Genomic DNA, 13,250 nt, shown 5'->3' on the forward strand with positions numbered 1-13,250 from the left:
TTCTTCTCGTCGTTGAGAGGGTTCACGCGTGGCTGGGGAAACGGTTGAGAGCCCCTGGCAGTCGGGATCCGAGCGGCGCCATGTCGCCGTCCGCGCCGTGCCGGGCGAGCAGGTCCAGGGCGAGCCGGCCGCGCCGCACCCGCTCCCGGGCGGTGTCCAGGGTCACGTCCCTCAGGTGGGTGCCCCACGGGTAGATGCCGGGTGCCTTGGACAGACCGAACTTCAGATACAGCGGGGCGCCGCGCCGGATCAGCTCGGCGACCTCGTACATCCGCACATAGCCGCCGAGGTCGTCGGGGGCCTCGATGTACATGTCCATGGGAGCCGCCGACACCCGGCGGATCTCGGTGAGGTGATCCAGCGTCAGATCGCTGGGTACGTTGACAGAGTCGGCGCCGAGCCGCTCGTAGACGGCGTACGAGGCCGGGTTGACGGGACCGATGAGCGCCGAGACCTTCAGGGTCGTGTCGGCCGGGATGATCCCGGCCTCGCGGGCCCGGTGCAGGGTCCACAGCACGCCCTCGTCGGCGACGAGCAGGCACTTGACGCCCAACTCCGTTGCCCGTACGGCGTCCTCGACGCATCCGGCGACGGCGTCGTGGCCCCGTGCGCGCAGTCCGGCCCCCCGCGAGTCGGACCGCACCGAGCCGCCGATGTCCCAGGTGCCGCGCGGGCCGGTGAACAGGCAGAGTTCGATGTCGCGTGCGGCGGTGGCCTCGACCATCTCGGTGATCTCGGCGTCGGTGAGCATCCACACGCCGCTGCCCTGGCTGATCCGGTGGATCGGCACATCGAGGCGCGAGGCCTCCTTCAGGACGACCGCCAGCGCTTCGGGACCCTCGCACGAGGGGATCTCGGTGCGCCAGCGGCCGCCGCCGGGGAAGCTGTGCGCGGAGGCGTCGGCGGGGTCGAGGGCCGGTGCGCCCAGGCCGAGGGCGGAGAGCGTCTGCTCACCGGGTCGGCGGGCCGCCGTGGCGGAAGCGTCGGTCGTCACTAGCTGTCCTTCGTGTCGAGACGTTCGAAATATCGGACGAGGTTCGCGGCTCGGGGCGGAACACGGCCCGGGTCGTGCTGCCAAAAAAACGGCCGTGGTGGTACGCCGGTCAGGGCGCCGTCAGGTCACGCCCTGACCGGCGTACGTCTTCAGGGACGGAGCAGCACCTTGCCCACCTTCGGATCGCCCGCCCCGACCAGCTCGATGGCCTGCGGGAACTCGGTCAGCGGCAGCTCGTGCGTGACCAGCGGCAGCGGGTCGAGCAGCCCGGCGCCGAAGACCCGCACGGTGTGCGCCCAGGCGTCCGGCGGCGCCCCGAAGACGGTGTGCACCTCCAGCTGCCGTACGACGAGATCGGTCGGGTCGAGCCCGTCCGCACCCGGTGCCGGGATCCCGGTCAGCACCAGCCGTCCGCCGCGCCTGAGCAGCGAGGCGGCGGTGCGCGCGGCGGACGCGGACCCGGCGGTCTCGATCACCACGTCGATGTCGTCGGGGAGTTGCTGGTCCTTGGTGCGGAAGTCGCTCGCACCGTAACTCCGGGACAGCGCCTCTCGGTCCCGTCCGGTGCCCACCACCAGCAGCTGGGCCGGCGAGAGGGCCTTCAGGAACTGCACGGCGAACATCCCGAGCGTGCCCGTGCCGACCACCGCGGCCCGTTCCCCGGGCAGGGCGCGGGCCTTCAGCGCGGCGGCCGCGACACAGGCGGCCGGCTCCAGCAGGGCGGCGGCGGTGAGGTCGGCGTCGTCCGGCAGGACGTGCAGCAGCCGGGCCGGGAGGGTCAGCGTGCCGGCCATGGCGCCCGGCTGGGTGAACCCGGTCTCCTCGTAGCCCTCGGTGCACAGGGTGGTCTCACCGGCGTGGCAGCGGTCGCAGACCTGGCAGTTGCGGAAGCCCTCGCCGACGACCTTGCGCCCGACGAGCCCCGCCGGCACCCCGGCGCCCACCTCGGAGACCGTCCCCGACCACTCGTGCCCGGGGGTGAGCGGGTAACGGACGTACCCCTCGGGCCGGTTGCCCTGGTACACCTCGCGGTCGCTGCCGCAGATGCCGACCGCGTGCACGGCCACCAGCGCCTCGCCGGGACCGGGCTCGCGCGGCGTGTGCGGCACGAGCCGGTGCCGGCCCGGGGCCTCGACGACGACGGCGGTGCTCACTTGGTCCCCTTCGGCTTGCGCTGCTCCCAGCCCTCGGCCCACAGGTCGAACCGGGCCTGCTGCTGCGGGAACTCCGCGGCCGCGTCGACGTCCAGCTCGACGCCGAGACCGGGCGCGTCGGACAGCTGGAAGTACCCGTCCACGACCTGCGGCGCCCCCTTGACCACCTTCTTGATCTCCGCGTCCGCGAAATCGTTGAAGTGCTCCAGGATCTTGAAGTTCGGCGAGGTGAAGCCGACCTGGAGGGAGGCGGCGGTCAGCACCGGGCCGCCGACGTTGTGCGGCGCGACCAGCATGTAGTGCGTCTCGGCGGTGGCGGCGAGCTTGCGCGTCTCCCAGATGCCCCCGATGTGGCCGACGTCCGGCTGGATGATGTCCACGGCCTGGCTGTCGAACAGCTCGCGGAACTCGATCCGGTCGTGGATCCGCTCACCGGTGGCGACCGGGATGTCCACCTTGGCCGCGACCTTCTCCAGGGCCTTCAGGTTCTCCGGCGGCACCGGCTCCTCCAGCCAGGCCGGCTTGAAGGGAGCCATCTCCTTGGCCAGCCGGACGGCGGTGGCGGGGGAGAAGCGGCCGTGCATCTCGAGCATCAGCTCGGCGTCCGGCCCGATCGCGTCCCGCACGGCCTCGATGAGCGAGACGGCGTACAGGGTCTGCTGATGGTCCAGCTCGAAGTGCCCGGTGCCGAACGGGTCGATCTTCAGCGCCTTGTACCCGCGCTCCATGACCCCCTGGGCGGCCTTGTGGTAGGCCTCCGGCGTCCGCTCGGTCGTGTACCACCCGTTGGCGTACGCCTTGACCCGGTCCGTCACCTTCCCGCCGAGCAGCTGCCACACCGGCACGCCCAGCGCCTTGCCCTTGATGTCCCAGCAGGCCATCTCGACGACCGCGATGCCGGACATCACGATCTCACCCGCACGGCCGAAGTCGCCGTACTTCATCCGGCGGACGAGGTCCTCGACCGCGAACGGATCCGAGCCGAGAATGTGATTGGCCTCGGCCTCCCGCAAGTAGCCGATCAGCGCGTCGGTGTGACCGAGCATCCGGGTCTCGCCGACTCCCGTGATCCCCTCGTCGGTGTGCACTTGGACGTAGGTCAGGTTGCGCCACGGTGTGCCGACCACGTGCGTGCTGATTCCGGTGATGCGCACGACAGTTGCCCCTCAGCTGTTCGAGATTTCGTCACGCGTTCGAAATGCTGGCGTGACAGTAAGGACGGGGCGGTCGGGGTGTCAATGGGTCGAACAGGTAACGGTTTCGACAAGCCTTTCGAGAATTCTTTCGCTTTCTACGAAACTTTCACAGTCGTGCCTAGGAACCTGACCGATGGGGAATCTAGTCTTCCGGCGTCATGGACTACTGCCACCCGTGCCAACGGCACCTCAACGGCGCCCTGGCCTGTCCCGGGTGCGGAGCTCCGGCGCACGCCGCCGCGGAACCGCCGGCCGCGTACGCGCGCGCGGGCACGGGTGGGACGCCCGGCTACGGCGTCCCCCAACACTACGAGCCGCAGCAGTACGAGCCCCAGCAGTACGGGTCCCCGGAGTACCGCGTCCCGCAGCAGTACGAGCCGGCCGGTCCGCAGCAGGCGGCGTGGCCCGGGGAGCAGGAGCAGCCGCACGAGGACTGGGGAGCCGAGGCGGAGTACGACCCCGAGCCCGATTCCGAAGCCGCGGCCGACGGCGACCACGGACCGGAGTCCTCGGCCGACCCCACCACGGACACGGACCCCGAGACCGACCCCGAGGCCGGTGGCCGGGCCGCGCGGCGCCGGGTGCGTGGCGGCGCCGCGGTGGGCCCCGCCGACGCCGACGCCAGTCGCCGCGACCGCAAGGCCGCCGCACACCGGCGCCGTCGCCGGCGTACGGTGCTGATCACCGCGGGGTTCGTGCTGGCCGCGGGCAGTCTGGGCCTCGCCGAACTCGGCAAGGACGCGCCCTTCTCGCCCTTCTCCAGCGGACAGCCGGACCCGGCCGGGAACGCGGCGGCCGACGGCGGTACGTCCTCCGCGTCCCCCGGCGCCACGGCCGATCCCGCCTCCGACACCTCCGGCGCGACCGGCTCGGCCTCCCCGCACGCCTCCGCGTCCGCCTCCAAGTCCCCCAAGGACAAGCACTCCAAGTCGCCCGAAGCCAAGGACACCGGCAAGGCGCAGCAGACCGTCGCACCGGGCGCCGGAACCACCCCCAGGGCCCCCGCGCCCACCGCCACCTCCCACCCCACCCCCACCAGCGCGCCCACGACCTCGGCCCCGTCCCCCACCCCGTCCCCCACCAAGACCTGCACCCGCTTCCTGTGGTGGTGCACCTGAGCCGACTCGCGCACCCCGGCCCACCTCGCAGGTATCCGGCATGGTGCGCGTGCGTGCCGGTGTCCATCTGCGCGCCACCCCCGCGCCATCCGCCATCCGGGGTGGCTATGACGCTGGGGTGACACCCACGGGGCTCCGCGGCGGTTGAGTCGAACAGGTACGTCGCGCCGTACCGGTCTCGGGAACGTCCGGAGCGGGCGCGGGCGTTGTGCCGAGAGGGAGCAGCGAGCAGCGGCTCGGTTGAGGAGAGCGGATGACGCAGCAGATCACCGTCCACGGCACGGTCGCCGAGGGCTTCGAGGCGGTGCGCGAGGAGTTCGCTGCCTTCGTCGCCGGTGAACGGGACGACTACGAGGGCCAGTTGTGCGCCTATGTGCACGGGCGGCGGGTCGTCGACCTGTGGGCGGGCGCGGAGGCGGACTCGCTGTACGGTGTGTTCTCGTCCACCAAGGGCGCCGCCCACCTGGTGGTGGCGCTCCTGGTGCAGGACGGCACGCTGGAGCTGGACCGCAAAGTCACCTACTACTGGCCCGAGTTCGGCGCCGAGGGCAAGGGCGCGGTGACGCTGAGAGACCTGCTGGCGCACCGTGCGGGGCTGGTCGGTATCGACGCCGGGTTCTCCGCCGAGGAGACGGCCGACGACCGGGCGATGGCCGAACGGCTCGCCGACCAGAAGCCGTTCTGGCGACCGGGCACGGCGTTCGGCTACCACGCGCTGGTGATCGGCGCCCTCACCGGCGAGGTGGTCCGCCGGGCCACGGGCCACACGCTCCAGGAGGTGTACGAGGAGCGGGTGCGCGCCCCGTACGGCATCGACTTCTTCCTGGGCCTGCCCGAGTCCGAGGAGCCCCGCTTCCGTTCGGCCCAGCCGATGCTCCCGACCCCCGAGCAGCAGGCCTGGCTGGATGCCCAGCCGACCGGTCCGCACACCCTGACCTCGATCGCCTTCAACACGCACGTCCCGGAGCCGGGCACACTGGCGGACTACGCCAACTCCCGTCTCGTACGGGCCAAGGGACCGGCGTCGGCGGGCGGCGTCGCCTCCGCGCGGGGGCTCGCCACGATGTACGCGGCGGCGATCAGCGAGCTGGACGACCGGCCACCGCTGCTGAAGCCGGACACGGTCGCCGAGGTCGGCCAGATCCACTCCGTGGGCTACGACCTGGTGGCCCGCGCCCACAAGTCGTACGGCCTCGGCTTCCAGGCCACCGCCGACATGTGGCACCCGGTCCTGGGCGCCGGCACCTTCGGCCACAGCGGCGCAGGCGGCAGCCAGGCCTTCGCCGACCCGCGCAGCGGCATCGCCTACGGCTACACACGCCGCCGGACGGCGTTCCCGGGCGGGGCGGCACCGGAGAACGACGGGTTCGTGCGCGCGGTACACCGGGCGGCGTTGAAGAGCAGCTGACGCCGGAAAGAGAGAGACCGCACCCCACGTCCAGGGATGCGGTCTCCGCAATACGCAACGACGAGTGTCAGGCCAGCGTCACGGTGATGTTCCCCCGAGTCGCCTTCGAGTACGGGCACACCTGGTGGGCCTTCTCGACCAGCTCCCGGGCCGTCTCGGCGGACACGTTCGGAATGCTCGCCGAGATCTCCACGATGATCCCGAACCCGTCCTCGTTCTTGCCGATACCGACCTTCGCGGTGACGGTCGACCCGGAGACATCGGCCCCCTCGGCCCGGGCGACGACGCCCAGAGCCCCCTGGAAGCAGGCGGAGTATCCCGCGGCGAACAGCTGCTCCGGGTTGGTCCCGGCGCCGCTGCCGCCCATCTCCTTGGGCGGGTTGACGACGACGTCGAGTCGGCCGTCGTCCGTGGCGACCCGGCCGTCCCGCCCGTTCTCGGCGGTGGCGACGGCGGTGTACAGGACGTCGGACTGCGTGATGGGCATGCGGTGGTCCTTCTCCTCGGTCCGCCGCGACTCGCGCCCACGATCGACGGCGGATTTCGGAAAGAAGTTACCGCATGCCGGAAACGACAGGGAAGGCCGGACGGGGTCTCAGAGCTTGACGATCATCTTGCCGATGTTGTCGCCGCGCAGCACCCCGAGGAACGCCTCCAGGTTGTTCTCGATGCCCTCGACGACGGTCTCGCGGTACTTCAGCTCGCCCGAGGCGACCCAGGGCCCGACCTTCTGGACGAACTCCGGCTGCAGGTCGTAGTGGTCGCCGACCAGGAAGCCCTCGATGCGGCCCCGGGTCTGGATGAGGCGGGCGAGGTTCCTCGGGCCCGGCGCGGGCTCGGTGTTGTTGTAGACGGAGATCATGCCGCAGACGGCGATGCGGCCACCCTGGTTCAGTGAGCCGATCGCGGCCTCCAGGTGCTCCCCGCCGACGTTGTCGAAGTACACGTCGATGCCGTCCGGCGCGGCCTCGCGCAGCTGCTCGGCGACCGGGCCGTTCTTGTAGTTGAACGCCGCGTCGAAGCCGTACTCCTCGACGAGCAGCTTGACCTTGTCGTCGGACCCGGCCGAGCCGATGACCCGCGAGGCTCCCATGAGCTTGGCGAGCTGCCCCACCTGGCTGCCGACGGCGCCCGCCGCGCCGGAGACGAAGACGATGTCGCCCTCCTTGAGGGAGGCGGTGCGCAGCAGGCCGGCGTAGGCGGTCAGGCCGGTCATGCCGAGCACGCCGAGGTACGTCGACAGGGGCGCGGCCGCGGGGTCGACCTTGACGGCGTGCTGCGCGTCCATGACCGCGTACTCGCGCCAGCCGAAGAAGTGCAGGACGTGGTCGCCGGCCGCGATGCCCTCGGCGTTGGAGGCGATCACCTCGCCGACCGCGCCGCCCTGCATGACCTTGCCCAGCTCGAACGGGGCGGCGTACGACTTCGCGGCACTCATTCGGCCGCGCATGTACGGGTCCACGGAGAGGTACTTGTTCCGTACCAGCACCTGGCCCTCGCCGGGGGTGGGTACGGGGGTCTCCACGAGGGCGAAGTCCTCGGGCTTCGGCCAGCCGACGGGACGGCTCACCAGGTGCCACTCACGGTTGATCATGACGGGCCTTTCTCAAATACTTCAGAACCTGAAACAACCATGCTCCTGAATATTTCAGGATGTCAAGTAACCGGCTATCCTGGAGCGCATGTCCACCCCATCGCAGACCCGCCGCCCCGACGCCCTGACCATGGAGGTCGTCGAACTGATCGGCGACGTCGTCGCCCGCTTCTACGCGGACTACGAGAAGGCGGCGGGCGAGCACACGCTGACCGGACCCCAGGCCCGGCTGCTCAGCATGCTCTCGCTGGAGCCGCTGCCCATGCGCAAGCTGGCGCAGAAGCTGAAGTGCGAGCCGTCCAACGTGACCGGGATCGTGGACCGCCTGGAGTCCCGGGGGCTGGTCGAGCGCCGCCCGGACCCCGCCGACCGCCGCGTGAAGCTGGCCGTCGCCACGGACGAGGGCGTGCGCATGGCCAAGGACCTGCGGGAGGGCCTCCGCTTCGCCCGCGAGCCCCTCGCCGGGCTGTCGGAGGAGGAGCGCCGCTCCCTGCGCGATCTGCTGCGCCGGATGCTGGACGCCTGAGGGGGCGCGTGCCGGGCGGCGGGGGATCGGTAAAGTCTCCGCCATGCGCGATCTCGGGGTGGGGTTCGGCCATCTGCTGAAGGGCCAGCGCTGGATGGCCCGGCACGGCCGGAGTTACGGCTTCGGGCTGCTGCCCGCGCTGATCACCCTCGTGCTCTACACCGCTGCGCTGGTCGCGCTCGCGGTGTGGGGCGAGGACGCGGTCACCTGGGCGACGCCGTTCGCCGACCACTGGTCCAGTCCCTGGCAGGGTCTGTTCCGCGGCTTCCTCACGGCTGTCCTCTTCGCTCTCGGGCTGCTGCTGGCCGTGCTGATGTTCACGGCCGTCACCCTGCTGGTCGGCCAGCCCTTCTGCGAGAACCTGTCGGAGCAGGTCGACGCCGACGTCTCGCCCGACGGCACCGCCCCGCGGTCGGACCTGCCGCTCCGGCGCGAACTGTGGATCTCGGCCCGCGACAGCCTGCGCGTCCTCGTGCGGGCCGCGCTGTGGGGCGTGCTGCTCTTCGCCCTCGGCCTCCTGCCGTTCGCCGGCCAGACGGCCGTCCCGGTGCTCGGCTTCTTCGTCACCGGCTTCTTCCTCACCGAGGAACTCACCGCCGTCGCCCTCCAGCGCCGGGGCGTGGACCTGCGCGCCCGGCTCGCCCTGCTCCGCTCCCGCAAGGCCCTGGCCTGGGGCTTCGGCGTGCCCCTCGGCCTGGCCTTCGTGATCCCGTTCGTCGCGGTGTTCCTGATGCCGGGCGCGGTCGCGGGCGCGACACTGCTCGCGCGGGAGCTGCTGGGGGAGGAGGGCGAGGAGGGCGCGACCGGCTGAGCGGCCCTCAGCCCACCGGCTCGCCCAGCAACCGCAGGAAGTCCCGGAACGCCCCCGGCATGTCCACCGACTCCGGGTCCAGTAGCCACTGGTACTGCAGCCCGTCCATCACGGCGACCAGCAGCGGGGCGGTGCGCTCGGGGGTGAGCCCGTTCGGCAGCCGGTCGCCGTACTCGGCGCGCAGCATCGACGCCATGGACTCACGGACCCGGGCGCACCGCTCGGTGAAATAGGAGCGCGCCGGATGCCCCTCCGTCACGCTCTCGCCGAGCAGCGCGGAGAAGGTCTGGATGATCGCCGGCCACATCGCGTTGTACTCCACCAACGAGGCCAGCAGATCCACCCGCCACTGCGTGACCGGCACCGCGTCCCACCGGTCCCGCTCCTGGAGCACGGCCACCAGCAGGGCGTCCTTCGTGGGGAAGTAGTGCAGCAGACCCTGCTGGGTGAGGCCGACGCGCTCGGCCACGGCGGCGAGGCTCGCCCCCCGGTAACCGCGCTCGGCGATCACCTCCAGGGCCGCCCCGACGATCTCCGCGCGCCGCGCCCTCCTATGCGGCTAAGCCGCCGCCGCTCTCGCGGACGTGGTTGCTCGCCGTGGGGGTTGCTCAATTGATGGTTGCGGTCACGACTTCTTCGCAGGCGACCGAGGCAGGATTGAGGGGCCCATGGACTTCAGCGAGGAGGCGCCGTGAAGGTGGAGATCCCAGCCGATCAGGCCCGCGAGGCGGTCGTGGATGAGGCGCTGCGGCGGCTCGACCTGGACGCCAAGGCGCGGTTGCTGGCCGGCCAGGACATGTGGACCCTGCCCGCCCTGCCGCAGATCGGTCTCGCGTCCCTCGTCATGTCCGACGGCCCGATCGGCGTCCGGGGCGTGCGCTGGACCGCCGACGACCCCTCCGTCGCCCTGCCCTCGCCGACCGCGCTCGCTGCCACCTGGGACCCCGAACTCGCCCGCCGGGCAGGTGTGCTGCTCGCCCAGGAGGCCCGGCGCAAGGGCGTCCACGTCCTGCTCGCGCCCACCGTCAACCTGCACCGCTCCCCGCTCGGCGGCCGGCACTTCGAGTGCTACAGCGAGGACCCGTACCTCACGGGCGTGATCGGCAGCGGCTATGTCACCGGCGTCCAGTCCGGCGGAGTCGGCACCACCGTCAAGCACTTCGTCGCCAACGACGCCGAGACCGACCGCTTCACCGTCGACAACCTCGTCTCCGAACGGGCCCTGCGCGAGCTGTACCTGGCGCCGTTCGAGGCCATCGTCGGCAGCGCCCGCCCCTGGGGCATCATGACCGCGTACAACTCGGTCAACGGCACGACGATGACCGAGCACCACCACCTGGTCAACGAAGTCCTGCGCGGCGAATGGGGCTTCGACGGCGTCAACGTCTCCGACTGGATGGCCGCCCGCGACACGGTCCGCGCCATCGAGGGCGGCCTGGACGTGGCCATGCCCGGCCCGCGGACCGTATACGGCGACGCCCTCGCGCAGGCCGTCCGGGACGGCAGGGTCGCCGAGGCCACCGTCGACGCGGCCGTACGGCGGGTCCTGCGCCTCGCCGCACGCGTCGGCATCCTGGAGGGCGCCGAACCCGTCGTACCCGAACCGCCCGCGCCCGTCGACGGCGAGGCCCTCGCCCGGGAGATCGCCCGCCGCTCCTTCGTCCTCGTCCGCAACGAGAACGCCGCCCTGCCCCTGAAGCCCAATGGCACGGTCGCCCTGATCGGCGCCGCCGCCCGCGACGCCCGCGTCCTCGGCGGCGGCTCCGCCACCGTCTTCCCGGCCCGGATCGTCTCCCCGCTCGACGGCCTCACCGCCGCCCTCCCCGAGGGCACCCTCAGCTACGCCGTCGGCGCCGACCCGGCCACCGAACTCGCCTTGGCCGACCGGGGGTTCAGCCTCAGGGCCGTCTGCCGCGACGCCGACGGCGAGGTCATCGGCACCCGCTCGACGCCCAGCGGCCTGGTCCAGTGGATGGGCTCGGACCTCCCGGAGGGCGTCACCCACGACCGCCTGCACACCGTCGAGCTCACCGGCACCTTCGTCCCGCGCGCGAGCGGCCCGCACACCTTCGGCGTCAAGGGCACGGGCCCCTTCACGCTCGCCATCGACGGCACGACGTACTACGACGACGTCCAGCGCCCCGACAAGGACGACCCCTTCGAGGCCTTCTTCGGCGCCCCCGTGCCCCGCGCGCAGGCCGAACTCACCGCCGGCGAACCGGTCGAGGTCTCCCTCACCCACGTCGTCCAGCTCCCCGAGGACATCCCCCTGCAGGTCGTCGCCTTCGGGCTCGCCCACTCCGAGCCGCAGCGCGACCCCGACGAGCTGATCGCCGAGGCCGCCCGGGCGGCCCGGAACGCCGACACGGCCGTGGTCATGGTCGCCACCACCGACCGCGTCGAGTCCGAGGGCTTCGACCGTACGGACCTGAGGCTTCCCGGCCGCCAGGACGACCTGGTCCGCGCGGTCGCCGCCGCCAACCCGAACACGGTCGTGGTCGTCAACTCCGGCTCCCCGGTGGAACTGCCCTGGCGCGAGGAGGTCGCCGCCGTCCTGCTCGGCTGGTTCCCCGGCCAGCAGGGCGGCGCCGCCCTGGCCGATGTCCTCACCGGTGCCCACGAGCCCGGCGGGCGGCTCCCCACCACCTGGGGCTCCCTCGCCGACGCCCCGGTCACCCAGGTCGTCCCGACCGACGGCGAACTGCCGTACGCGGAGGACCTGTTCATCGGTTACCGCGCCTGGGAGAGGGCCGGCCGCACCCCGTCCTACCCCTTCGGCCACGGCCTCGGCTACACGGACTGGTCCTACGAGTCCCTGGACGTCGACGGCACCACCGCGCGCATCCGCCTGCGCAACACGGGCGAGCGGCCCGGCCGCGAGGTCGTCCAGGTCTACGTCTGTCCCGCCGAGCCCGGCCCCGGGCGCCCGGCCCGCCGGCTCGCCGGCTTCGCCTCCGCCGAGGCCGGTCCCGGCGAGAGCGTCGAGGTGACCGTCACGCTGCCGCGCCGCGCCTTCGAGAGCTGGGACGAGACGGCGAAGGCGTGGGCGTGTGTGAAGGGTTCGTACGAGATCGCCGCCGGACGCTCGATCGCGGACCGCAGGCTCACCGCGCCGATTAACGTCTGATCCGGGACAAGTCCCCCACGAGCAGCCCCGGTCCGGGACCTGACCTCCGGACCGGGGCTCAACGTACCCGGCTGCTGAGGGGCGTGGCACCGAGGGGCACGTTCCGCAAGCCCAGGAGCTAGTGCCCCAACAGGCAACGTTCGCCCCGTCGCGACGCCCGGCACGCTCCCCCACTGCCTTAGGGGCGTGGGAGGTGCCCCCACTCGCCGCACCGGGCACAAGCCCAAGTACATCCAGTACGAGGACTTGCACCCGGCACTCCCCCAGCCTTCGGCCGGGGGGGACCCCCAGAGCACGCACCGGACGTCGCTCCTTGACGGGCAAACGTTGCCTGCCGGGGCACTAGCGGACCCCGAACCCGTACACCGTTTCCGAACGGAACACCTCGCCGGGCCTCAGCACCGTGCTCGGGAACTCCTTCCGGTTCGGGGAGTCCGGGAAGTGCTGGGTCTCCAGCGCGATGCCGTCTCCCGGGGCGAACGGTTCGCCCAGGTGGTCGGCGGTGTACAGCTGCAGGCCCGGCTCGGTCGTCGCCACGGTCAGGGTGCGCCCGGAGGCCGGGTCGTGCAGCTCGGCGACCTCCTCCGGGGCGTCGGTCACCCCCTTGTCCAGGACGAAGTTGTGGTCGTAGCCCGAGCCGACCTTGCGGGGGGTGCGGAAGTCGAACCGGGAGCCGGTGACGTCCTGAAGGGCGCCCGTCGGGATCAGGTCCGCGTCGACCGGGGTGAAACGGGCTGCGGCGAGCCGCAGTTCGTGCCCGCCCGCATGGCCCGAGCCGGCCAGGTTGAAGTAGCTGTGGTTGGTGAGGTTGATCACGGTCGCCGCGTCCGTGACCGCCTCGTAGGCGATCCGCAGCGCGCCGGACGCGTCCAGGGTGTAGGTCGCCGACACCTCCAGACGGCCCGGGAAGCCCTCCTCGCCGTGCGGACTCACCCGGCTCAGCCGCACCCCGTCCTCGACGGGCTGCGCGGCCCACACCCGCTTGTCGAAGCCGAGTGCACCGCCGTGCAGGGAGTTCGGGGCGTTGTTCGGCTCCAGGGCGTAGACCACGCCGTCCAGCGGGAAGCGGGCGCGCGCGATCCGGTTGGCGTACCGTCCGATCAGGGCGCCGAAGTACGGCTCCGGGTGCGTGAGGTAACCGTCCAGGTCCGCGAAGCCCAGCACCACGTTCGCCGACCGGCCCTCCCGGTCCGGCACCTGGACCGACCGCACGATGCCGCCGTACGTCAGGACCTCCACGCGTGTCCCGGCGCGCTCCAGCGTCCAGCGGTGGACCTCGGTGCCGTCGGAAAGTGTGCCGAAAAGTTCGCTCATGTGAAAAC

General features: G+C 71.9%; 12 protein-coding genes. 5 read left to right on the top strand and 7 right to left on the bottom strand.

Features of this window, described 5'->3' with window-relative positions:
• Positions 1-22: 22 nt before the first annotated feature.
• The 3 genes from ACWC2T_RS01325 to ACWC2T_RS01335 form a co-directional block, all read right to left on the bottom strand.
• On the bottom strand, positions 23-994 hold the full coding sequence (locus ACWC2T_RS01325; protein WP_450668398.1) for a hypothetical protein: 972 nt from the start codon (positions 992-994) through the stop codon (positions 23-25).
• 149 nt (positions 995-1,143) lie between these two features.
• Positions 1,144-2,148, bottom strand: a complete 1,005-nt coding sequence (locus ACWC2T_RS01330) for a zinc-dependent alcohol dehydrogenase (RefSeq protein WP_450668399.1) — start codon at positions 2,146-2,148, stop codon at positions 1,144-1,146.
• On the bottom strand, positions 2,145-3,302 hold the full coding sequence (locus ACWC2T_RS01335) for a mandelate racemase/muconate lactonizing enzyme family protein (protein WP_450668400.1): 1,158 nt from the start codon (positions 3,300-3,302) through the stop codon (positions 2,145-2,147). The genes ACWC2T_RS01330 and ACWC2T_RS01335 overlap by 4 nt, the downstream gene beginning before the upstream one ends.
• A 200-nt stretch (positions 3,303-3,502) precedes the next feature.
• Between ACWC2T_RS01335 and ACWC2T_RS01340 the strand changes: the two genes are divergently transcribed.
• Entirely contained in the window at positions 3,503-4,462 is a 960-nt protein-coding gene (locus ACWC2T_RS01340) for an SCO2400 family protein (RefSeq protein ID WP_450668401.1), read from the top strand.
• Positions 4,463-4,715: 253 nt separating this feature from the next.
• Complete coding sequence (locus ACWC2T_RS01345) at positions 4,716-5,870, top strand: serine hydrolase domain-containing protein (protein ID WP_450668402.1); 1,155 nt, start codon at positions 4,716-4,718, stop codon at positions 5,868-5,870.
• Positions 5,871-5,937: 67 nt separating this feature from the next.
• On the opposite strand, the gene ACWC2T_RS01350 is transcribed toward ACWC2T_RS01345, so the two are convergent.
• Both ACWC2T_RS01350 and ACWC2T_RS01355 read right to left on the bottom strand, forming a co-directional pair.
• Positions 5,938-6,357 (bottom strand): organic hydroperoxide resistance protein, encoded by a 420-nt coding sequence (locus ACWC2T_RS01350; RefSeq protein WP_450668403.1) that lies wholly within the window; start codon positions 6,355-6,357, stop codon positions 5,938-5,940.
• Positions 6,358-6,465: 108 nt separating this feature from the next.
• Positions 6,466-7,464 carry an NADP-dependent oxidoreductase gene (locus tag ACWC2T_RS01355; protein ID WP_450668404.1) on the bottom strand — a complete coding sequence of 333 codons (999 nt, stop codon included), beginning with the start codon at positions 7,462-7,464 and terminating at the stop codon, positions 6,466-6,468.
• 88 nt (positions 7,465-7,552) lie between these two features.
• Here ACWC2T_RS01355 and ACWC2T_RS01360 point away from each other — a divergent pair, with 88 nt between their 5' ends.
• Both ACWC2T_RS01360 and ACWC2T_RS01365 read left to right on the top strand, forming a co-directional pair.
• Positions 7,553-7,990 (top strand): MarR family winged helix-turn-helix transcriptional regulator, encoded by a 438-nt coding sequence (locus ACWC2T_RS01360; RefSeq protein WP_450668405.1) that lies wholly within the window; start codon positions 7,553-7,555, stop codon positions 7,988-7,990.
• A gap of 43 nt (positions 7,991-8,033) precedes the next feature.
• Positions 8,034-8,801 (top strand): EI24 domain-containing protein, encoded by a 768-nt coding sequence (locus ACWC2T_RS01365; RefSeq protein ID WP_450668406.1) that lies wholly within the window; start codon positions 8,034-8,036, stop codon positions 8,799-8,801.
• Between the two features lie 7 nt (positions 8,802-8,808).
• Here the strand turns inward: ACWC2T_RS01365 and ACWC2T_RS01370 are convergent, their stop codons facing one another.
• Positions 8,809-9,333, bottom strand: a complete 525-nt coding sequence (locus tag ACWC2T_RS01370) for a TetR/AcrR family transcriptional regulator (RefSeq protein ID WP_450668703.1) — start codon at positions 9,331-9,333, stop codon at positions 8,809-8,811.
• Positions 9,334-9,492: 159 nt separating this feature from the next.
• Here ACWC2T_RS01370 and ACWC2T_RS01375 point away from each other — a divergent pair, with 159 nt between their 5' ends.
• The gene (locus ACWC2T_RS01375; RefSeq protein WP_450668407.1) at positions 9,493-11,928 is read left to right on the top strand and encodes a beta-glucosidase; all 2,436 of its coding nucleotides are present in this window, start codon (positions 9,493-9,495) and stop codon (positions 11,926-11,928) included.
• 342 nt (positions 11,929-12,270) lie between these two features.
• On the opposite strand, the gene ACWC2T_RS01380 is transcribed toward ACWC2T_RS01375, so the two are convergent.
• Positions 12,271-13,242, bottom strand: a complete 972-nt coding sequence (locus tag ACWC2T_RS01380; protein ID WP_450668408.1) for an aldose epimerase family protein — start codon at positions 13,240-13,242, stop codon at positions 12,271-12,273.
• Between the last annotated feature and the right edge of the window lie 8 nt (positions 13,243-13,250).

This window comes from Streptomyces sp. NPDC001393, assembly GCF_053597455.1.